The following is a 20,332-nucleotide window of genomic DNA, read 5'->3' as shown; positions in this document are numbered from 1 at the left end:
AAGCGAAACCTGAATGCCGATCACATAGCTGACGTAACGTCAGATCAGGCCGTGACCCTTGGGCAGTTCGGCATAGCGGTGAACCCTCGTCGCCATCACCAGACCGAAACCGATCATGACGGTCAGCATCACCGTGCCGCCATAGGACAAGAGCGGCATCGGCACGCCCACGACCGGCGCCAGCCCCATCACCATCGCCCCGTTGATCAGGACATAGAGCGCGAATGTCGCCGTCACGCCCGACGCCGCCAATCGCCCGAAGTGACTGTGCGACAGCGAGGCGATCCTCAGCGAGATCAGAATGATGGCGGCATAGGAGGCCAGAAGCGTGAAGGTGCCCACAAAGCCGAACTCCTCGGCGAAGGCGGCGAAGATGAAGTCAGTCTGGCGCTCGGGAAGGAACTCCAGCTGGCTCTGGCTGCCCAGGCCGAACCCGCGCCCCAGCGGTCCGCCCGACCCCATGGCGATCTTGGACTGCACGATCTGATAGCCCTTGTCCGACATGTCGGCCTCGGGGTTCAGGAAGGTCAGCACCCGGTGACGCTGATAGTCGTGCATGCCGAACATGACATAGGGCGGCACCAGCACGGCGGCGGCGATGATCAGCGGCAGGATGATCCGCCAGCTCAGCCCGGCGACGAACATGATCGCCGCGCCCGTCAAACCGATCAGCATGGCCGATCCCAGGTCCGGCTGGTGCGCGACCAGCAGGAACGGCAAGCCGATGATCCCGACCGGGAAGATCAGCTTCCAATGGAAGCTCGCCTCCTTGGCCGAGGCCCCGTGATACCAGCGCGCCAAGGCCAGCACGACGCCGATCTTCATGATCTCGGACGGCTGGATGCGGGTGAAGCCCAGGTCCAGCCATCGCGTGGCGCCCAAGGCCGTATAGCCCAGCGGCGTCTCCACCAGCGCCAGCATGAACAGCGCCATCCCGTAGATGGGATAGGCCAAGGCGAACCAGTAGCGGATGCTGATCAGCGACAGCATCAGCATCAGCGCCAGACACATGCCGAACCGGATCAGGTGCTTCATCGCCCACGGCGACCACGATCCGCCGGCCACCGAATACAGCATCAGGGCCCCGGTGCCGGACACCACGCACAGCAAGGCTGTCAGCCGCCAGTCGATCTGGCCCAGTTTGGTCGAGACGCGTTCGCGCTCGCCGGGACGTGACAGAGCAGAGGCGGTCAACGGCCGGGCTCGGACAGATAGGGACGCGGCCCGCTGGTCGCAGACGGCGCGGGGCGGCTCGGCTGCGGCGGGGCCACGACATCGGGCTCGGGCGCGGCGCCGACCACGCCGTCCTCGACGATGGCGTCGCCGGTCGGCTCGGGCGGCAGCGGCCGTTCGATGCGGGCTCGCATGTCCGGATCCTTGAGCAGCACGGTGCGCATCACTTCACGCGCACGCGGCGCGCCGGCGGTCGCTCCGCCCTTGCCCCCGTGTTCGACGATGATGGCGACCGCATATCGCGGCGCATCCACCGGCGCGAACGCCACGAACAGGTTGTGGTCCTTCAGCGCCCAGATATTGCTCTTGCGCGAGCCGGAGCCGTAGTTCCTAACCTGAGCCGTGCCGGTCTTGCCGGCCATCTGTATGTCGCCAAGGCCCAACTGGCTCTGGCGATAGGCGGTGCCGGATCGGTCATTGGCCACGGCGATCATGCCCTGGCGCACATATTCGACGTGGGCCGGATCGAACGGCAGGTCCGGGGCCTCGGCTCCGCTGGGCTGTTCGACGCCGCCGATGGATTTGATCAGGCGCGGCTGAAGCTGCTTTTTTCCGTTCGCGAGGCGCGAGGTCATGACGGCCAGCTGCAGGGCGTTCACCGTGATCGCCCCCTGCCCGATAGCCACAGAGGTCGTCTCCCCCGGATGCCAGACCGGATCGCGCGGGAAGGTTCGCGCCTTCCATTCCGTGGACGGCAACAGGCCCTTGCGCTGGTTGCCGACGCCGATGTCGAACTCGTGCTCGAAGCCCAGCGCCAGCCCCGCCTTGCGGATATTGTCCACGCCCGCGCGGTTGCACATGGCGTAGAAATAGACGTCGCAGGAGTTCTTGATCGCATTGTGCATGTTCTGGGTGCCATGCCGCCCCCAGCATCGCTGCACCCGGTTGCCGGTGCGATACGCGCCGCTGCAGAAGACCGTCTGGTTTGGATCCACACCCGCCTCCAGCAAGGCCAGGGCCGTCGTCGGCTTGAAGGTCGATCCCGGTGGGAAGGTCCCGTTCAGCGTCTTGTCCAGCAGCGGTTTGCGCTCATAGTCGGCCAAAGCGCGATAGGTCTTGCTCGGCACGCCGCCGACGAACAGGTTTGGATCGAACGACGGCGCAGACATCATGCACAGGATGTCGCCGTTGCGCACATCCATGACCACACAGGCGCCCGACTCGTCGCCGAACACCTCCAGCGCCCGGTTCTGAACGTCGGCGTCCAGCGTCAGGATGACTTCCTTGCCCGGCACGGCCGGCCGCGATCCGCCGATGTCCTCGGCGACCACGCGACCGCGCGCATCCACCTCGACCCGATTGCCGCCCGGTTCGCCGCGCAGCGACGCGTCCAGCGCCTTTTCGACGCCCTGACGGCCGATGCGGAAGCTGGGATTGAACAGCAGGGCCGGCGGCTGCTCGCCCTTGTCGCGGATCGCCTTGACGTCCCGATCCGAAACCTTGGCCACATAGCCAATGACGTGCGCGAACGCTCCGCCGAACGGGTAGTAGCGCGCCTCGTTCATATCGACCATCACGCCGGGCAGTTCGTTGGCGTACTGATTGACCTTGGCGAACTCTTCCCAGGTCAGGTCGCTCTTGACCGGCACCGGGTTGAACTTGGACGCCGCATTCACGTCGCGGATGATGGCGCGCCGCCGCTCCAGCGTGTCGGGCAGCACACGCCCCAGAAGATCCAGCGTCTGGTCCAGATCCTTGGTTTCGTCGCGCACCACCAGCACCCGGAAACTGGGGCGATTGCCGGCGATGACGACGCCGTTGCGGTCCTTGATCAGGCCGCGCGGCGGCGGGACCATGCGGAAGTTGAACTGGTTCTGCGACGACAGGGTCGCATATTCCTGAGCCTGAACGACCTGCAGCTGGCCCAGCCGTCCGATCAGCGCGGTGATCCCCAGAGCCGTGGCCCCGCCCAGCACGAAGGTGCGCCGCAGGAAGGACCCCTGACGCTCATTCACATCGGCAAAGAAGATGGAGGGCTCGCCGCTCATCGGAACCGAATATCTCCGTCGTCGAATCGCTCAAGCATCCAGTTGGCGATCGGAAACAGCAGCAGCGTCGGCACGATCTGTCCGACCAGCGGCAGGATCGCCGGAGCGTTCGCCGCCCGCATCGTCACCACCAGATAGGCCAGAAAAAAGGCGCCCAGCGTGCAGGCGGCATAGGCGCTGAACCGGATCAGGCCCTCATGCCCCGCCAGCAGATTGCGCGACAGCAGCACCGTTCCATAGACGCCCATCAGGCACAGCGCCCACAGACCTAGCGGCGTATTCCAGAACAGATCCAGGAACAGGCCGATCAGAAACAACACCGCCGGCGCCAGCATCGACGGCCGGATCAAGGGCCAGGCGAAGGCCAGGATCATCGGAATGACCGGCTCGGGCAGATGCAGACCGAACAGTTGGAGCGGCGTGCCCAGAATGACCGTCGCGGCGAGGACGAGCAGGGCCGGATAGACGATCCACTGAAGAGGTCCGACAACGCGAACCGCGACGGGCCGTCTCACGCGGCGCCTCCCGGAGCGGCTGTCGGCGCAGGGCTGGCCGCAACAGGCGCAGGCGACGGGGTGGAAGCCGCAGGTCTCGGAGACGTCACGGCCGGACGAGCCGCCGTCGGCGCAGCGGCGGGGGCAGGCGCTGGCGCTGGCGTCGCCGCCGCAGCACGCGCCCGTTCGGCCTGGGCCTGCTGCGCCGCGGCACGACGGGCGGCGGCGTCACGGATCGCTCCGACCTCGGCGGCGCTCGGCTCCGGCGCCGTCGCCAGGCCTGCGAGCGGCGGCGCGTTCAGGGCATTCGGACTGACCAGTTGTCCGAAGCTCTGGAACAGCAGCACGCGGACATAATCGATCGCCCCATGGTCGCTGAACAGCTTGACCCGCCAGGCGCCGTCCACGCCCTTGGCGGCCACGCCGACCGGCAGACCGCGGGGCAGCCCGCCGCCGTCCCCTGAACTCAGAATTCGGTCGCCCGCCTTGATCGAACCGGATCCGCGAATGAACTCCAGACGCGGGCTGTCGCCGCCGTCGCCGGTCAGCATGGCGCGCGCATCGGTGCGCTCGATCATCACAGGCGTGCGAGACGCCACATCCGTCAGCAGCACGACACGGCTGACGCCGCCCGTCACGCCCGTCACCCGACCGACCAGTCCATGTTCCGTCACGACGGGATTGCCGATCCGCACACCCTTGGCCGAACCGACGTCGATCAGCTTGGCGTTGGAGAAGGGACCGCGCGATTCCGAAATCGCCCGTCCGGTGGCCATGGGAACCGGCGGTTCGGTGCGCAGGCCCAGCAGGGCCTCGTAGCGGCCGTTGATGTTCTTTTGGGCAATCGCTTCGTCGCGCCAGCCGCGCAGTTCGGCGATCTCGGCCTTCAGGCGGCGGTTCTCGCCGATGGCGAAGAAATAGCCGCCGACGTAGTCGCGAGCCGCGCCGGCCCACCGCACCGGCGCGGCGAAGACCCCGCCGACCGGCCCGGCCGCCGCTTCGAAACCGCCGCGCGCCGCGCCCATGGTCGAGCCGCCCTCGGACGTGGTCCGATCGCCCAGCAACAGGACGATCGCGCCGATGACAGCCACGACCACGACGACCGCGGCGGTCCACGCCAGCGGCACCTTGATATTTTCAAAAGGGCCGTCGCGAAACGCCACGGGCGACCTTCCACTAAAAGGGGTTGGAATCGGCAGGACGCCCCCTGCCGCTCAGCCTGCCTATCGCAAAATCAAGGCTGGAATGGAACCGTGATCACGCAGGCATGAAAAGGATTTGCAGCCAAGCTTTCACCCGGCCGCAACGGACGGATCAGAGCGCGGAGTCGAGGATGCCCTTCATCCAGCGCGGATGTTCCAGCACGCGACCGCAGCCGATGGCCACGCACGACAGCGGATCGTCGGCGACCGACACCGGCAGGCCGGTGTGATCGCGGATCTCGACGTCCAGGCCGCGCAGCAGCGCGCCGCCGCCCGTCAACATGATGCCCTTGTCGGCGATGTCGGCGGCCAGTTCCGGCGGGGTGGCTTCCAGCGCGACCTTCACGGCCTCGATAATCTGGGTCACCGGCTCGGCCAGGGCCTCGGCGGCTTGGCGCTCCGAGATGCGCACCTCGCGCGGCACGCCCTGCATCAGGTCGCGGCCCTTGACCTCGATCGACAGGCCTTCGCCGTCCGCCGGAATACGGGCGGTGCCGATGTCCTTCTTGATGCGTTCGGCGGTCGTTTCGCCGATCAGCAGGTTATGGTTGCGGCGCATGTAGCTGATGATGCTGTCGTCCATCTTGTCGCCGCCGACGCGGACCGAACGCGAATAGACGATGCCCGACAGCGACAGGACGGCGACTTCGGTCGTGCCGCCGCCGATGTCGACGACCATCGAGCCGGTCGGCTCGTGGATCGGCAGGCCAGCGCCGATGGCGGCCGCCATCGGCTCGTCGATCAGGCCCACGCGGCGCGCCGAGGCGTTCAGGCAGCTGTCATTGATCGCACGGCGCTCGACCGCCGTGGCGCCCGAGGGCACGCAGACGATGATCTTCGGGTTCACGAAGCCCTTGCGGTTATGAACCTTGCGGATGAAGTGCTTGATCATCTCCTCGGCGACTTCGAAGTCGGCGATGACGCCGTCGCGCATGGGGCGGATCGCCTCCATGTGGCCCGGCGTGCGGCCCAGCATCTGCTTGGCCTCGATACCCACAGCGTGGACGACCTTGCGCCCGCCGACATTTCTCAGCGCCACGACCGACGGCTCGTTCAGGACGATGCCCTTGCCCTTCATGTAGATCAGGGTGTTGGCGGTGCCCAGGTCCATCGCGATGTCGTTGGAGATCGCGCCGAAAAGGGAGAAGCTCATGGGAATCGATACCGTTGTTAGCTGGTAGGGCGTCTAGATGTCTCAGTCGACCTGGCGACGCCCCAACTGCCCTGACATCCCCACGCCGGACAGTTCCTGATCGTCTTCGCCACGCCTACTAGCGGCGGGTTTGCCTGTATGAAACCGGGATTACAAGCCCCGATGACGGTCTCGTCATATTGACAACGCCACAGTCGCGCGGCGCGCCTGTGGATGACACCGAGGACCCGCTTCGCTTGAGCCGCATGATCGTCTGGATACGGACGATGCCCCGATCAATCGCCCCGGACGCCCTCGCGCCGCTTCACCAGTTCGCGCACCACCAGCATCAGTCCCAGCCAGGCCAGCGCCACGCCAGCCAATATGGCCGAGGTCCAGATGCCGTCGCCGCTGACCGCCGTCATGAACGATCCGCCGAAGAAGGCGACCAGCGCCGTCTTGGGCAGCACCCCCAGCGCGCACCCCGCCAGAAAGCCCGGGAACGACGCCCTCGCCGCCCCGAATGCCATGTTGACAACGATGAACGGCGCCGACGGCACGTTGCGGATCATGAAGCTGGCGTAAAAGGCGTTCTTGCCGACGAACCGCGTCAGCCGTCCGACCGTCTTGCCGCCGTGGCGCGCCAGCAGCCGCGCCGTGGGCCCTCGCCCCAGCCAATAGGTCACGCCCGCCGACACGACAGTCGCGATCCAGCTGTAGAGGAAGCCGAACCACGGCCCGAACGCCACGACGCAGGCGGCGATCAGGATGAACTGCGGCGCGCCGAAAAAGGCCGAGACCGTAAACACCACGATGGCGGCGACCAGGCCCCAAGGTCCCTGACGGAATCCGGCCAGCCAGTCTTCCAGCCGCCCCTCGGCCTCCAGCCCCAGCTGGCTCTTGCCGACGGCGAACAAGGCGATCATCGCGCCCAGCAGCAGGGCCGTCGCCAGCACGGCGCGCCAGCGACGCGCCTCCATGTTCGACAGAAAATCGATGATCCAGCGCATCAGAGCCGCCGCTTATCATCCCATCTCTGCATTAGCGAGCATCAGCGCATTGTCCCGAGGGGCGACGCCGCGTAAACAAGCCCGCCTCCCCGGCATGAATCTTTCAAATCGACGGGATAATGATGTCCAGCCTGCAATCTTCCGCCCTCGCCCGCGTCAAGCCCTCGGCCACCATCGCCGTCACTGCGCAGGCCCGGAAGCTTAAAGCCGAAGGTCGAGACGTGATCGGCCTGGGCGCCGGCGAGCCGGACTTTGATACGCCCGAAAACATCAAACAGGCGGCGATCGACGCGATCAACCGCGGCGAGACCAAATACACCGACGCGGACGGCATGCCCAAGCTGAAGGCGGCCATCGTGGCCAAGTTCAAGCGCGAAAACGATCTCGACTATACGGCGGCCAACATCCACGTCGCGCCGGGTGGCAAGCCCGTCATCTTCAACGCCCTGGTCGCGACGCTGAACCCCGGCGACGAAGTCATCGTGCCCGCCCCCTACTGGGTCAGCTATCCCGACATGACGCTGCTGGCCGGCGGCGAGCCCGTTACTGTGATCGGCGAGGAGAAGGACGGCTTCAAGCTGCTGCCCGCCGTGCTGGAGGCCGCGATCACGCCCCGCACCAAATGGCTGATCCTGAACAGCCCGTCCAACCCGACCGGCGCCGCCTACACCCGCGCCGAGCTTGAAGCCTTGGCCGAGGTTCTGCGTCGCCATCCGCACGTCTGGGTGCTGACCGACGACATGTACGAACACCTCGTCTATGGCGACTTCGAATACACCACCATCGCCCAGGTGGCGCCGGACCTGATCGACCGCACCCTGACGGTCAACGGCGTCTCCAAGGCCTACGCCATGACCGGCTGGCGCATCGGCTACGCCGGCGGCCCCAAGCCGCTGATCGATTTGATGCGCAAGGTGGCCAGCCAGACCACGTCCAACCCGTCCAGCATCAGCCAGTGGGCGGCCGTCGAGGCGCTGAACGGCCCGCAGGACTTCATCCCTGAGCGCAAGGCTGCTTTCGAAAAGCGCCGCGACCTCGTCGTATCGATGCTCAACCAGGCGGCTGGCGTCACCTGCGCCACACCCGAGGGCGCCTTCTACGTCTATCCGTCCATCGCCGGACTGATCGGCAAGACGACAGAGACGGGCGTGGTCATCGACGGCGATTCCACCTTCGCCGCCGAACTGCTGAACGCCGAGGGCGTCGCCGTCGTACAGGGCGAGGCCTTCGGCCTCAGCCCCTATTTCCGCATCAGCTACGCCACCTCGGACGCTGTGCTGGAAGAAGCCTGCACCCGCATCCAGCGCTTCACCGCCTCGCTGCGCTGATCGACTCAAGGGCGGGGGCTAAAACCTCCGCCCGCCATCCGGCCCTATTTGCTGGGCTGCATGTAGACGACCCGGCAATCGCCATCGATCGTAGTGTAGCGGTTGTTCGACGCGTCGACGAACGAGATCCGGCCGCCGTCGTCATACTCGACCTTGCCGGTCGAGCGTCCCTTGAAATTCTCCACCCCATAGGTCCAGCAGGTGATGTCGGCCGGCTTGTCGCCCCAGGTGGCGTCGTTGCGCGCCCGCTTGCTGTCGGTGCAGGCGGACAGTCCGCCGGTCAGGGCGAGGGCAACGGCGGCATAGACGAGCGCTTTCATAGGCTCAGCCTTGCACGGACGCCGTCCAAGGAAAAGGGCCGCCCCGGCGATGACGGGACGGCCCAACTTTCGACGCTAGCGATCGACCTACGGCCGGCTGGCCATGCCCAGCTTCACCGGCTTGGCGTCGTCGGCCAGGGCGCCGCGCTTGACGCCCCACAACAGGATGATCGGCGCACCGACATAGATCGACGAATAGGTTCCGACGATGATGCCGAACATCAGGGCGATCGAGAAGCCGAACAGGGCCTCGCCGCCGAAGATGGCCAGGGCCGCCAGCACCATGACGGCGGTCACGCCGGTGATGATGGTCCGCGACAGCGTCTCGTTCAGCGACAGGTCGATCACGTCGCGCAGCGGCATCGTCTTGTACTTGCGCAGGTTTTCGCGAAGGCGGTCGAACACGACGACGGTGTCGTTCATCGAATAGCCGATGACGGTCAGGACGGCGGCGACCATGTTCAGGCTGAACTCCAGCTTGAACAGCACGATCAGCCCGAACGTCAGGATCACGTCGTGCAGCAGGCCGACCACGGCGCCGAACCCGAACTGCGGCTCGAACCGGAACCAGATGTAAAGGAACATCAGGCCGATCGCGACGCCCAGAGCCAACAGCCCCGAGGTGAACAGCTCGCCCGACACCTTGGAGCCGACGACGCTGACGCCCGAATAGTTGACCTGACCGACCGCGCCGCTAATGGCGCCCTCGACCTGGTTGACGACTTGGGTCTGATCGCGGCCTTCCGGCACCTGGAAGCGAAGAATGGCGGTCGAGCCGTCATCGACATTGGTGTCGCGACGCGCAATGCCCTGGACCTGAACGTCGCCCAGGTTCAGGCCGTTCACGGCCTCGCGGACCCGATCCAGCTCGATCGTCTGACCCGCGGGCTTGGACACTTCCATCGAGGCGCCGCCCCGGAAGTCGATGCCCATGTTCAGGCCGGGATAGAAGCAGGCGATGATCGAGGCGACGCACAGGATCACCGACAGGACGCCGGCGAACCGCGCATATTTGACGAAATGGAAGTTCGTCTTCTGCGGCAGCAGTTTGATGAGGGGCCATCCACGCATCGCCATCACTCCGCGATCGGCAGTTTTTTGGGCTTGGCCGTCTTGAGCCAGTAGCCGAGCAGGACCTGGGCGACGAGGACCGAAGAGAAGACCGAGGTGAACACACCGATGGTCAGGGTCCAGGCGAACCCGCGAACCGGGCCTTCGCCGAACACGAACATGATGCCCGCCGCGACCAGGGTGGTCAGGTTGGCGTCGATGATCGTGCCCATGGCCTTGTTGAAGCCGGCGTCCATAGAGGCGATGACGCTGCGGCCCGCACGGGCCTCGTCACGCATACGCTCATAGATCAGCACGTTGGCGTCCACCGCGACTGCGAAGGTCAGGATCAGACCGGCGATACCCGGCAAGGTCAGCGTCGCCTGGGTCAACGACATGGCCGCCACGATCAGCACGCCGTTCAGCACCAGACCGACCACCGACACCCCGCCGAACAGCAGGCCGTAAGCCAGGATCATGAACAGCACGATGATGGCGAAGCCGACGGCGGTCGACAGGGCGCCGGCCGCCACCGCGTCCGCACCCAATTCAGCCGTCACGGTGCGGCGCTCCTCGACGTTCAACGGCGCCGGCAGGGCGCCCCCGTTCAGCAGATTCACCAGCGTCGCCGCTTCCTGGATCGAGAAGTTGCCGGTGATTTGGCCAGAACCCGAGGTGATCGCGCTCTGGATCGTCGGGGCCGAGATGACCTTGCCGTCCAGGATAATGGCGAAGGGCTTCTGAAGGTTGGCGGCGGTGGCTTCACCGAAGCGCCGCGCGCCGGCGCCGTCGAAGCGGAAGTCGATGGCCGGACGGCCGCTCTGGTCCGAACCGACGCCGGCGCGGGTCAGGTTCTCGCCCGACACCAGCACGCGCTTCTTGACCAGATAGGGCGTGCCGTCCTCGCCTTGCAGCAGTTCGGAATCGGGCGGCACACGGCCGGCCAGGGCGTCCTGAACCGAGTTCTCGACATCGACCATCTGGAAGGTCAGCTGCGCCGTCTGGCCGATCACTTCTTCCAGCTTGCTCGGATCGCTCTCGCCCGGCGCCTGGACCACGATCCGGTCGGCGCCCTGGCGGGTGATTGAGGGTTCGCGCGTGCCCAGGCTGTCGATCCGGCGGCGCACCACCTCGATCGACTGGTCCACGGCCGTCGCGCCCATGCCATTCAGCGCGGCGTCGGTATAGGCGAAGCGGATGCGGTTATCGCCCAGGCGCGTCGCGGTGCGTTCCGCCTGGCCGCCCGGTCCGACCTGACCACCCAGCTGTTGCAGCGCCTTGAACGCGGCATCGCCCTGGGCCGGATTGGCCAGGGTGACGACCACGCCGCCGGCTTCACGCTGGAAGCCGTTGGTGGCGACGCCCGCGCCGTTCAGCGTGACCCGAACGTCCTCGATCAGGTTGGTGACGCGCTTTTCGCGCATCGCCGGCACATCGACTTCCAGCAGCAGATACGAACCGCCCTGAAGGTCCAGCCCCAGGTTCAGCTTGTTCTTGGGCATGAAGCCGGGCAGCGCCTCGCGTTGCTGATCGGACAACAGGTTCGGGAACGCCAGCAGACAGCCGAGCACGGCCGCGACGACGACGAGAATGACTTTCCAGCGCGACAGCTGAATCATGAGGGCGGTCCAGGTATCGGCGGATACGCGAGCGTATCAGGCCTTGGAATCGTTGGCGGCGATGGCGGTGCGGTTGCGCACCTCGGCGATCATGGCCTTGACCACGCGCACATTGACGCTGGGCGCGATCTCGACGTTGACCTCGGCCTCTTCGACGCGAGTGACCTTGCCGATCATGCCGCTGCCCAGGACGACGGTGTCGCCACGCTTGACGGCGGCGATGGCGGTCGCGTGTTCCTTGGCGCGCTTCTGCTGCGGACGGATCAGCAGGAAGTAGAACAGGATGAAAATACCGATGATGGGCGCAAAGCCGATCAACTGCGCCGTCAAGCCGCCTTCAGCGCCCATGGGTCGTCTCCGAACATAGAAGGGTAGCCCTCGTCGGCCCCCCATTAAAACGAGGCGCGGAACCTAGGGCCGCGCCTCGCAGATTGCAACGCGGCGAAAGCGCTACCTGGGCAACACTGTCAAAGGATCGACCGCGACCGGATCGTCGCCGCGCATCTGACGGGTCTCGAAGTGGATCGAGGGACGTCCGTCGCCGGCCGTCAGACCCACGGTGCCGATCTGCTGGCCCGCGCGAACGTCGTCCCCGTCCTTGACGGTCGCCGAACCCAGATGGCCATAGACGGTGCGCCAGCCGTTGGCGTGCACGATCAGCACCGTCAGCCCCTGCCCCACCAGATCGCTGCCGACATAGGCCACGCGCCCGGCCGCAGAGGCGCTGACCGTCGCGCCGGCCGAGGCGCCGATGTTGATGCCGTTGTTCCGCTCGCCCATGCCGACCGGGCCGAAACGCCGCACGATGTCGCCGCGCACGGGCCACAGCAGGTTCGGCTGACCGGCAGCGGCGCCGGTGGCGTTGGTCTGTTCGACAGGCCGCGTCTGGACCGGCAGCGCCGCATTGCCCGAGGGCGGCGGCGGAGGCGGCGGCACGGCGCCGTTGTTGGGCACCAGCACGCCGACGGGCGAAGCGCCAGTCGCGTAAGGATCGCGGCCGGTATCCACCGCCGCTTCAGGCAGTATGATTCGCTGGCCCGTCGTGATCGCCCCGCGTGGCCCCAGGCCGTTCAGATCGATCAGCGTCTGCACCGGCGTCTGGAACCTGCGTCCCACGCCCGAGATCGTGTCGCCCGGTTGGATCACATAGGCCGCGCCCGGACGCACCGGGGCCGACGACGACGGATAGGACGGCGTGTAGGCGGGCGGCTGCGACGCCGGCGGCTGATAGGTCGGTTGGCTCGGACCGACATTGACCGTCGGCGGCAAGGCCCCGCCATCGACCTGACCGATCGGCGCCGTCGCGGGCGGCGGCGATTCATAAGGGGCGGGACGATAGGGCTGGTTCGGATTCTGGCCGGCGTTCGGATAGGTCGGCTGCTGCGGGTAGGCGCCCTGCCCCGGACCATAGGCCGGCGCCGGGTTCGCATGCGTCGAATAGCGCGGCTCCGAAGGATAGCTGATGCAGGCCGCCGTGCTCAACGCCGCCCCCGCGACCAGAACCGCTCTCATCCAGCCCGAAATCATCGCCACCGGCTGCTCCCATTCGTGGTTAAACTCGCCCGCCCGGTGTGCCCGCTCGCGCCCCATAAGCCAACCCCGCAAACCGCACGGAATTGGGGCGCGAAGATTAACGGCTCAAACAGCGAGCAACCCGGTCGCGAGCGATAGCCAGCAAAAAGGAGCCTATCCCTCCTTCGCCGTCCCCTCGACCAGGGGCACGAAACGCACTTCCGTCAGACTTTCGCGGTGGAACGACCCGTCGCCCTGCCCGACGTAGCGATGCAGCATCTGCACCGACGTGCGTCCCACAGGCGCGACCAGCACCCCGTTCGGCTTCAGCTGTTTCAGCAGTTCGGTCGGCTCGGTCGGCGAGGCGGCCGTGACCATGATCCGGTCGAAGGGCGCCTGTTCGGCCCAGCCCAGGCCGCCGTCGCCGTGCTTGGTGATGACGTTCTCGATCTTCAGCACCCGCAGTCGCGCTTCGGCCTCGACCAGCAGGCTGCGATACCGCTCCACCGAATAGACATAGCGCGCCAGCCGGCTCAGCACCGCGCACTGATACCCGCTGCCGGTGCCGATCTCCAACACCCGATGCCGCGCCTGCACCTCCAGCGCCTGGGTCATCAGGCCGACGATATAGGGCTGGCTGATCGTCTGGGCGCAGTCGATCGGCAGGGCCTGATCCTCCCACGCCTGATCCAGGAACTTCTCGTGCACGAAGACCGCGCGGTCGATGCTCTCCATCGCCTTCAGCACGCGCGGATCCGTGACCCCCTGCTGCCTCAACGACAGGATCAAGCGCCCGGCCCGGTCGTCGTGCAGGTTCATGCGGCGGTCGCCACAGTCTTGGGCGGCGCCCCGCCCAACACCTTCTTCAGGTCATGCACGCTGGTCATGTGCGTCAGGTCGATATGCAGCGGCGTGACCGAGATCCGCCCCTCCTCGATGGCCCGCAGGTCCGTGCCCTCGGCATGCTCCTGCTTTTCACCGCGGAAGCTCATCCAGTAATAGTCCCGTCCGCGCAGGTCGGTGCGCCGCACCGCGTGCATCTCGCCGACGTTGCGGAAGCCCTGGGTCGTCACCTCGACTTGATCGACGGCTTCGGGCGGCCGGTTGGGAAAGTTCAGGTTCATCACGACCCCGTTCGCCCATTTCTGGTCCAGCAGGCGACTGATGATCGCCGGGGCGAAGGCTTCCGCCGTCTCCCAGTGCGCCACCACCTCGTCGTGAAACCGCTCCAGGCTCTGGCTCAGGGCGATGGAGCGGATGCCGAACGCCATCCCCTGCAAGGCGCCCGCCACCGTGCCGGAATAGCTGACGTCCTCGCCGATATTGTGCCCGCGATTGACGCCGGACAGCACCAGATCGGGCTTCTCCGGCATCAGATCGTTGACCGCCAGCACGACGCAGTCGGTCGGCGTGCCCGTCACCGCGAACCGCTTCTCGCCCAGGTTCAGCACCCTCAGCGGTTCGGTCAGGGTGATCCCCCGCCCCTTGCCCGACTGCTCGACGGCGGGCGCGCACACCCACACGTCGTCGCTCATCGTGCGCGCGATCCGCTCGAGGCACTCCAGGCCTTCCGCCTCGATGCCGTCGTCGTTGGTCAGGAGAATACGCATCAGCCGCCCACGACCTGCAAACCGCCCATATAGGGCTGCAACACCGCCGGCACGGCGATCCGCCCGTCGTCTTGCTGATAGTTTTCCATGATCGCCACCAGCGTCCGGCCGACCGCCAGGCCCGAGCCGTTCAGCGTATGGACGAACTCCGTCTTTTTCTCGCCGGCCCGCTTGAACCGCGCATCCATGCGCCGCGCCTGGAAGTCCCCGCAGTTCGAGCAGCTGCTGATCTCGCGATAGGTCCCCTGGCTGGGCAGCCAGACCTCCAGGTCGAAGGTCTTCTGCGCCGAAAAGCCCATGTCGCCCTTGCACAGCAGCATCCGCCGGAACGGCAGCTCCAGCGCCTTCAGCACCGCCTCGGCGCACGCCGTCATCCGCTCATGCTCAGCGTCTGAGTCCTCCGGCCGCGTGATCGACACCATCTCGACCTTGGAGAACTGGTGCTGGCGGATCAGCCCGCGCGTATCGCGCCCCGCCGACCCCGCCTCGGCCCGGAAGCACGGCGTCAACGCCGTCATCCGCATAGGAGTCGCCAGGTCGTCCTCGGACAGGATGGTCTCGCGCACGAGATTGGTCAGAGAGACTTCGGCTGTGGGGATGAGATAGCGGTACTGACCTGAGACGTAATCAAGAGCCTCCTCAAAGAACTTGATCGCTCCCTCAGGGGTAGCGTCCCAGTTGGCCGAGCTTTCATCCCATCCTTTCGGATAAGCTCCTGTCGCTTCAAATTCCGCCTGCGCGCGATTCTGATCGACCACATCGGTGATGGCTTGGGACAGCAGACTTCTTGCGACTTCGTTCGACACCGCAGACGCCTTGAACAAATCCTCTTCGAACTTCGGCAATTGCCCGGTCCCGAACATCGCGTCGTCCCGCACCAGATACGGCGGGTTTACCTCCAGATACCCGTGCAGCTCACCGCCTTCCGGCGTCGAAGTCTGCATATCCAGCATGAACTGCCCCACGGCCCGTTCCAGCCGCGCCAACTGCCCCTTCAGCACCGCGAACCGCGCGCCCGACATTTTCGCCGCCGCCTCAAAGTCCAGCATCCCCAAGGCCTCGCCCAGGTCGGCGTGGTCCTTGGCCGGAACGGTGCGACGCGGCTCGCCCCAGGTCGAGACCTCGACATTGCCCGCCTCGTCCTCGCCGTCCGGCACATCCTCGGCCGCCAGGTTCTGCTGCTTGGCCAGCAGGTCGCGCAGTTCCTTGCCGACGCGCGCCTCGACCTCGGCCGCCGCCGCGATATCGCCCTTCAGCGCCTCGACTTCGGCCTTCAGCCGGTCGGCCTCGGCCATGTCCTTGCGGCCCATGGCGGCGCCGATCAGCTTGGAGGCCGCATTGCGCTTGGCCAAGGCGTCCTGCCCCGTCGTCTGGGCTTGACGCAGTTTGGCATCCAGCTCTCGGATATCGTCCACCACCTTCTGTGCATCATCCACCCCTCGCGACGACCAGCCCGCCACGTAAACCTGGGGGTTCTCGCGAATGGCTCTGATGTCGTGCATGGTCTGAAACTTCGGCTGGGCGGGAGAAGCCGAACGCTCTACCCGCCCACGCGGAATCGGGCAACGCGAGAAGCTCGCATCCTCGTCTCCTCCCCACTTGTGGGGAGGGGGACCGCGAAGCGGTGGAGGGGTTCTAGACGCCGCTTAAGCGCCGCGATGCGCTGAAGAGCCCCTCCGTCTCTCCGCTGCGCTTCGAGCCACCTCCCCATGACATGGGGAGGAGACGATGCTCAGCCATCATAATGCCGCTGGTCCATCCGCAGCGATTTCAACCGCTTGCCGATTTATGTCCCCCGTCTCCCATCCACGGGGTCAAACGGCCCCATAATACGCCCGTCTCGTCGCATCGGAGGGCTCGCCTGGCCTGCGACCTTGCGGCGGCGAGAGCGGAGGGAACGGGGGCGATGGTGAAATCCCGTCGCGGCGCCGGGGCTGATCGGCCGGGGAATCGCCCCGGCGTCCGCAGTCGCGTCGCAGGGTCGAGGGGGATACTCGGCCGAACCGGGGATCGGGGATCGCTGCTCCGACCCGCCCGTCGCAGGCTTATGGGGTTAGGCGATAAGACCGCCACCGCTCGGCGCCCCGAGCTTGCAGGCCAACCCACCGCGCGGAGCGTCACACCCTTCGTCGAAACGGTACTTACAAACTCACACTCCGGGCGAAGGCCCGGCACTCCGCCCAGCCCTCCAAACTTCGCTGCGATCGCGCGAGGGCGCCGTCGCACGTCCAAACATCCCAATTCACCCGCTTGAGAATCGCGCCTACAAACGGACCATGGCCACGCTTCGCCCCGACACGCTGGCGACCTCGCTCGCGCGCATCTTCGAAGGTCGCATGGTCGACCGGGCCAGCTGGTTTGCGCTGACCGGCGGCGAGCCGCTGTTCACCGAAGGCGATCCGGCCGACACCCTGTATCTGGTCCGTTCCGGCCGACTGGGCGTGTTCCGGATGGAGGCGGATCAACCGCCGCACATGCTGGGCGTGGTCAAGGCGGGCGAGCCGGTGGGCGAGATGGCCATGCTGGCCGGCACCCCGCACACCGCCACCGTCGTCGCCCTGCGGGACAGCGAGATTCTGGCCCTGCCGCGCGAAGCCTTCTTCGAGGCAGCCAGGACCGAACCGGATTTGATGGTCGAGCTGTCGCGGCTGATGATCCACCGCGCTCGCGAGCGCACGGCGGGCGCGTCCGAACCCAGCGTCTTCGGCTTCGTCTCGGCCCGTCCCCGCCCCATCCGCGCCTTCGTCGAACGCATCGCCGCCGCCATCCAGGCCATGGGGTTCACCTGTCAGGTCATAGACCAGTCGGCCCTGGCCTCGGCGTCCGAATGGTTCAGCAGGGTGGAGGGCGACCACGACTATGTCCTCTATGTCGCCGAACAGGATCAGCCCGCCTGGGCCAGTCTGTGCGCGCGTCAGGTGGACCGGATGTTCATCGTCGGCAGCGGCCTTCTGGCGCCCCCGTCCGCCGTGCCGCGCCGCCAGGGCTTCGGCGACGGCCGCCGCCTGACCGACCTGATCCTGCTGCGCGATCCGCGCATGCATCATCCGGCCAACACCCGCGTCTGGCTGGATGCCCTACAGCCCGATCGCTGGTTCCATTGCGTCGAAGGACTGGCCACAGACGCCGAGCGGATCGCCCGCGTCGTCACCGGCACGGCGGTCGGCCTGGTCCTGTCCGGCGGCGGCGCGCGGGCCTATTGCCACATCGGCGCGATCCGGGCCCTGGAAGAGGCCAAGGTGCCCATCGACTTCGCAGGCGGCGCCTCCATGGGCGCGGTCGTCGCCGCCGGCCCGGCGCTGGGCTGGTCCTACGAGCGGCTGGATTTCGAGATTCGGCGCGCCTTTGTCGAGTCCGATCCGCTGTCGGACCTCGCTGTGCCGATCATCGCCATGTCCCGCGCCCGCAAGGTCGCCCGTTTGCTGGAACAGGCCTACGGCGACATCGACCTGGCGGACCTGGCCCTGCCCTTCTTCGCCGTCTCCTCGAACCTGACCTCGGGCCGGATCGAGGCGCATCGCACGGGCCTGATGCGGCGGGCCATGCGCGCCTCCATCGCCATTCCCGGCGTCCTGCCGCCGGTCGTCATGGACGGTCAGGTGCTGGTGGACGGCGCCGTTCTGAAGAACTTCCCCACCAGCGTGATGCGCCAACTGAACAGCGGCCCCATCATCGGCGTGGACATGTCCCAGACGCGAGGCGTCGATCCCCAGGCGCTGGAGAATCCGCCGTCCTGGTGGAAATGGGTCCTGTCCGGCGCCTGGAAGGCCGGCCCGCCCATCGTCTCGATCCTGATGCGTTCGGCCACCATCACCACCGACGTCGAGATGACGCAGTCGCGCGCCGACGCCGACGTCCTGATCCTGCCCCAGGTCGCCGGCAGCGATATTCGCGACTGGAAGACCTACGACGGCCCCGTCGCCATCGGCTACGAGGCGACAAAGGCGGCGCTCGCCGACCTTGCCTGCCCCGTCACCCAGATGCGCCACTGTCCCAGCGCGCCCCCGGCGCCCTCACCCGCCCCTTAAAGCGGCGCGCAGGCCCGCTTCAGCCAGTCCAGCGCCTCGCCATCCACCAACGGCCCGACCTTGGCCAGCGTTTCGGCATGATAGGCGTCGACGTAGGCCCGCTCGTCTGGCGTCAGCATCTCGACCGAAATCAGCTTGCGGTCGATAGGCGCGAACGTCAGCTGCTCGAATCCATGCATGGGCCGCTCGCCGCCCTCGGGGACCACCGCCGGCGTCACCACCTGCAGGGTCTCGATGCGAATGCCCCAGTGGCCTTCGCGGTAATAGCCGGGCTCGTTGGACAGGATCATCCCGTCCAGCAGCGGCTGGGACGTGCCCCATTTCGCGATCCGTTGCGGCCCCTCGTGGACCCCCAGATAGCTGCCGACGCCGTGGCCCGTGCCGTGATCGTAATCCAGCCCCGCCGCCCACATCGGCGCCCGCGCAATGGCGTCCAGCGCCATGCCGCTCGTCCCGGCCGGGAAGCGGATCGTCGCCATGGCGATATGCGCCTTCAGAACCAGCGTGAACTTGTGGCGCTGATCTTCGCTCGGCTCGCCCACCGCCATGGTGCGGGTCACATCGGTCGTGCCATCCAGATACTGACCCCCGCCGTCCACCAGCAGCAGCGAGCCCTTCTCGACCTTGCGAATGCTGGCGCCCACCGGCTTGTAATGCGGCAAGGCCCCGTTCGGCCCGGCCCCGGCGATGGTGTCGAAACTCAGGTCCTTCAGCGCCCCGGTCTCCTCACGGAATCGCTCCAGCGCCTCGACCACTTCGCGCTCGTCCGGCAGCGTCTCCTGCACCACCGTATCGACCCAGTGCAGGAACCGGCTCAGCGCCGCCCCGTCGCGGATATGCGCCTGACGGCTGCCCTCGATCTCCACCGCATTCTTGGCCGCCCGGGGAATGGCGCAGGGATCCATCGCCCGCACCACCGTCGCGCCTGCCGCGTCCAGCCGGTCGAAATACCAGGCCGAGGACAGTGATGGATCGATCATGACCTTCTGGCCCGACAGCCCGTCCAGCGCAGCTGGCAGTTGCTCGGTCGCCTCGATGCGAACATCGTCGCCCAGCCAGGCGGGCAACGCATTCGTGACCTTGGCCGGGTCCAGGAACAGCCGCGCCTTGCCGTCCGCCGCCAGAATGGCCTGACCGATCGGCAGGGGGGACCGGATCACGTCCCCGCCGCGCACATTGAACAGCCAGGCGATCGACATCGGCGCCGTCAGCACCACCGCATCTGCGTCGGCGTCCACCACGGCCTTGCCGATCCGCGCCCGCTTCGATGCATGGCTCTCTCCGGAATAGGCGTCCTCATGCGGCACGACCGGCGCCGTCGGCTGGGCCGGACGATCGGCGCCCCAGGCCAGATCCAGCGGATTGGCCTCCACGGCGCGCAACTCGGCCCCCGCCTTCTGCGCCGCCGCCTTCAAGGCGACCAAGGCATCCGGGCTGTGCAGACGCGGATCGTAACCGATCACCGCCCCCTTCGCCGCCGTCTCAAGATAGGCCGCCACGTCGTTGAGGTCGCGCCGCTCGAACAGGGCCGGATCGGTCTGGGCCTTCACCTGCACGGTGTAGCGACCGTCGGTGAACATGCTGGCTCGATCCTGGAACACGACCGCCGCCCCGGCAGAACCGGTGAAGCCGGTCGCCCAGGCCAGGCGCTCATTGGCGTCCGGCAGATACTCGTTCTGATGCTCGTCCTCATGCGGGATCAAAAACCCGTCCAGCCCCTGCTTGGCCATTTCGGCGCGCAGCAGCGGCAGGTGCTTGGCCCCGAAGGACGGGTCGGTCGTCTCGTCGAAAGTCTGGCGCATGATC

Annotated in this window: 17 protein-coding genes; 2 read left to right on the top strand and 15 right to left on the bottom strand. The window is 66.9% G+C overall.

The features are described 5' to 3' along the window. Positions 1 to 39 precede the first annotated feature (39 nt). The 6 genes from rodA to DT343_RS04350 all read right to left on the bottom strand — a co-directional run bounded on the left by rodA (position 40) and on the right by DT343_RS04350 (position 7,059). Positions 40 to 1,194, bottom strand: coding sequence for a rod shape-determining protein RodA (gene rodA, locus DT343_RS04375; RefSeq protein ID WP_066551392.1), 1,155 nt, complete (start codon positions 1,192 to 1,194; stop codon positions 40 to 42). Next, positions 1,191 to 3,221 (bottom strand): penicillin-binding protein 2, encoded by a 2,031-nt coding sequence (gene mrdA, locus DT343_RS04370; RefSeq protein ID WP_112861884.1) that lies wholly within the window; start codon positions 3,219 to 3,221, stop codon positions 1,191 to 1,193. The genes rodA and mrdA overlap by 4 nt, the downstream gene beginning before the upstream one ends. After that, on the bottom strand, positions 3,218 to 3,736 hold the full coding sequence (locus DT343_RS04365; RefSeq protein WP_112861883.1) for a hypothetical protein: 519 nt from the start codon (positions 3,734 to 3,736) through the stop codon (positions 3,218 to 3,220). The genes mrdA and DT343_RS04365 overlap by 4 nt, the downstream gene beginning before the upstream one ends. Further along, positions 3,733 to 4,878: a rod shape-determining protein MreC gene (gene mreC / locus DT343_RS04360; RefSeq protein WP_112861882.1), complete on the bottom strand. Its 1,146-nt coding sequence runs from the start codon at positions 4,876 to 4,878 to the stop codon at positions 3,733 to 3,735. The genes DT343_RS04365 and mreC overlap by 4 nt, the downstream gene beginning before the upstream one ends. 151 nt (positions 4,879 to 5,029) lie before the next feature. Continuing rightward, a complete protein-coding gene (locus tag DT343_RS04355) occupies positions 5,030 to 6,070 on the bottom strand; it encodes a rod shape-determining protein (protein ID WP_112861881.1) in 1,041 nt (346 codons plus the stop codon). Between the two features lie 275 nt (positions 6,071 to 6,345). Continuing rightward, complete coding sequence (locus DT343_RS04350) at positions 6,346 to 7,059, bottom strand: TVP38/TMEM64 family protein (RefSeq protein WP_112861880.1); 714 nt, start codon at positions 7,057 to 7,059, stop codon at positions 6,346 to 6,348. Between the two features lie 122 nt (positions 7,060 to 7,181). On the opposite strand from DT343_RS04350, the gene DT343_RS04345 reads away from it, so the two are divergent. Next, entirely contained in the window at positions 7,182 to 8,387 is a 1,206-nt protein-coding gene (locus DT343_RS04345) for a pyridoxal phosphate-dependent aminotransferase (RefSeq protein ID WP_112862571.1), read from the top strand. A gap of 44 nt (positions 8,388 to 8,431) precedes the next feature. On the opposite strand, the gene DT343_RS04340 is transcribed toward DT343_RS04345, so the two are convergent. The 8 genes from DT343_RS04340 to serS form a co-directional block, all read right to left on the bottom strand. Next, positions 8,432 to 8,707 (bottom strand): hypothetical protein, encoded by a 276-nt coding sequence (locus DT343_RS04340; RefSeq protein WP_112861879.1) that lies wholly within the window; start codon positions 8,705 to 8,707, stop codon positions 8,432 to 8,434. 87 nt (positions 8,708 to 8,794) lie between these two features. Beyond that, positions 8,795 to 9,784, bottom strand: coding sequence for a protein translocase subunit SecF (secF, locus tag DT343_RS04335; RefSeq protein WP_112861878.1), 990 nt, complete (start codon positions 9,782 to 9,784; stop codon positions 8,795 to 8,797). Beyond that, positions 9,784 to 11,376, bottom strand: a complete 1,593-nt coding sequence (gene secD / locus DT343_RS04330; RefSeq protein WP_055804957.1) for a protein translocase subunit SecD — start codon at positions 11,374 to 11,376, stop codon at positions 9,784 to 9,786. Before secD ends, secF begins: the two co-directional genes overlap by 1 nt. A gap of 36 nt (positions 11,377 to 11,412) precedes the next feature. After that, positions 11,413 to 11,724 (bottom strand): preprotein translocase subunit YajC, encoded by a 312-nt coding sequence (gene yajC / locus DT343_RS04325; protein WP_017504795.1) that lies wholly within the window; start codon positions 11,722 to 11,724, stop codon positions 11,413 to 11,415. A 102-nt stretch (positions 11,725 to 11,826) separates the two neighbouring features. Continuing rightward, the gene (locus tag DT343_RS04320; RefSeq protein WP_112861877.1) at positions 11,827 to 12,903 is read right to left on the bottom strand and encodes a peptidoglycan DD-metalloendopeptidase family protein; all 1,077 of its coding nucleotides are present in this window, start codon (positions 12,901 to 12,903) and stop codon (positions 11,827 to 11,829) included. A 159-nt stretch (positions 12,904 to 13,062) separates the two neighbouring features. Continuing rightward, positions 13,063 to 13,707: a protein-L-isoaspartate(D-aspartate) O-methyltransferase gene (locus DT343_RS04315; protein WP_045810751.1), complete on the bottom strand. Its 645-nt coding sequence runs from the start codon at positions 13,705 to 13,707 to the stop codon at positions 13,063 to 13,065. Continuing rightward, positions 13,704 to 14,498 (bottom strand): 5'/3'-nucleotidase SurE, encoded by a 795-nt coding sequence (gene surE, locus DT343_RS04310; protein WP_112861876.1) that lies wholly within the window; start codon positions 14,496 to 14,498, stop codon positions 13,704 to 13,706. Before surE ends, DT343_RS04315 begins: the two co-directional genes overlap by 4 nt. After that, the gene (gene serS, locus DT343_RS04305) at positions 14,498 to 16,000 is read right to left on the bottom strand and encodes a serine--tRNA ligase (protein ID WP_112861875.1); all 1,503 of its coding nucleotides are present in this window, start codon (positions 15,998 to 16,000) and stop codon (positions 14,498 to 14,500) included. Before serS ends, surE begins: the two co-directional genes overlap by 1 nt. A 774-nt stretch (positions 16,001 to 16,774) precedes the next feature. On the opposite strand from serS, the gene DT343_RS04300 reads away from it, so the two are divergent. Beyond that, on the top strand, positions 16,775 to 18,526 hold the full coding sequence (locus DT343_RS04300) for a patatin-like phospholipase family protein (protein WP_066625435.1): 1,752 nt from the start codon (positions 16,775 to 16,777) through the stop codon (positions 18,524 to 18,526). Here DT343_RS04300 and DT343_RS04295 read toward each other — a convergent pair. After that, positions 18,523 to 20,328, bottom strand: a complete 1,806-nt coding sequence (locus DT343_RS04295; protein ID WP_112861874.1) for an aminopeptidase P family protein — start codon at positions 20,326 to 20,328, stop codon at positions 18,523 to 18,525. The two genes, DT343_RS04300 and DT343_RS04295, sit on opposite strands and share 4 nt — an antisense overlap. Between the last annotated feature and the right edge of the window lie 4 nt (positions 20,329 to 20,332).

The sequence above is a fragment of the Brevundimonas vesicularis genome, from assembly GCF_900445985.1.
In the GTDB taxonomy this organism is placed as follows: Bacteria; Pseudomonadota; Alphaproteobacteria; order Caulobacterales; family Caulobacteraceae; genus Brevundimonas; species Brevundimonas vesicularis_D.
This window is presented reverse-complemented; position numbering and strand designations above follow the sequence as displayed.

Excerpts from the sequence above, each read along its gene's own strand:
- mrdA (WP_112861884.1), bottom strand. The coding sequence starts at position 3,221 with ATGAGCGGCGAGCCCTCCATCTTCTTTGCCGATGTGAATGAGCGTCAG.
- DT343_RS04355 (WP_112861881.1), bottom strand. The coding sequence starts at position 6,070 with ATGAGCTTCTCCCTTTTCGGCGCGATCTCCAACGACATCGCGATGGAC.
- DT343_RS04350 (WP_112861880.1), bottom strand. The coding sequence starts at position 7,059 with ATGCGCTGGATCATCGATTTTCTGTCGAACATGGAGGCGCGTCGCTGG.
- DT343_RS04345 (WP_112862571.1), top strand. The coding sequence starts at position 7,182 with ATGTCCAGCCTGCAATCTTCCGCCCTCGCCCGCGTCAAGCCCTCGGCC.
- DT343_RS04340 (WP_112861879.1), bottom strand. The coding sequence starts at position 8,707 with ATGAAAGCGCTCGTCTATGCCGCCGTTGCCCTCGCCCTGACCGGCGGA.
- secF (WP_112861878.1), bottom strand. The coding sequence starts at position 9,784 with ATGGCGATGCGTGGATGGCCCCTCATCAAACTGCTGCCGCAGAAGACG.
- secD (WP_055804957.1), bottom strand. The coding sequence starts at position 11,376 with ATGATTCAGCTGTCGCGCTGGAAAGTCATTCTCGTCGTCGTCGCGGCC.
- yajC (WP_017504795.1), bottom strand. The coding sequence starts at position 11,724 with ATGGGCGCTGAAGGCGGCTTGACGGCGCAGTTGATCGGCTTTGCGCCC.
- DT343_RS04320 (WP_112861877.1), bottom strand. The coding sequence starts at position 12,903 with ATGATTTCGGGCTGGATGAGAGCGGTTCTGGTCGCGGGGGCGGCGTTG.
- DT343_RS04315 (WP_045810751.1), bottom strand. The coding sequence starts at position 13,707 with ATGAACCTGCACGACGACCGGGCCGGGCGCTTGATCCTGTCGTTGAGG.
- surE (WP_112861876.1), bottom strand. The coding sequence starts at position 14,498 with ATGCGTATTCTCCTGACCAACGACGACGGCATCGAGGCGGAAGGCCTG.
- serS (WP_112861875.1), bottom strand. The coding sequence starts at position 16,000 with ATGCACGACATCAGAGCCATTCGCGAGAACCCCCAGGTTTACGTGGCG.
- DT343_RS04300 (WP_066625435.1), top strand. The coding sequence starts at position 16,775 with ATGGCCACGCTTCGCCCCGACACGCTGGCGACCTCGCTCGCGCGCATC.
- DT343_RS04295 (WP_112861874.1), bottom strand. The coding sequence starts at position 20,328 with ATGCGCCAGACTTTCGACGAGACGACCGACCCGTCCTTCGGGGCCAAG.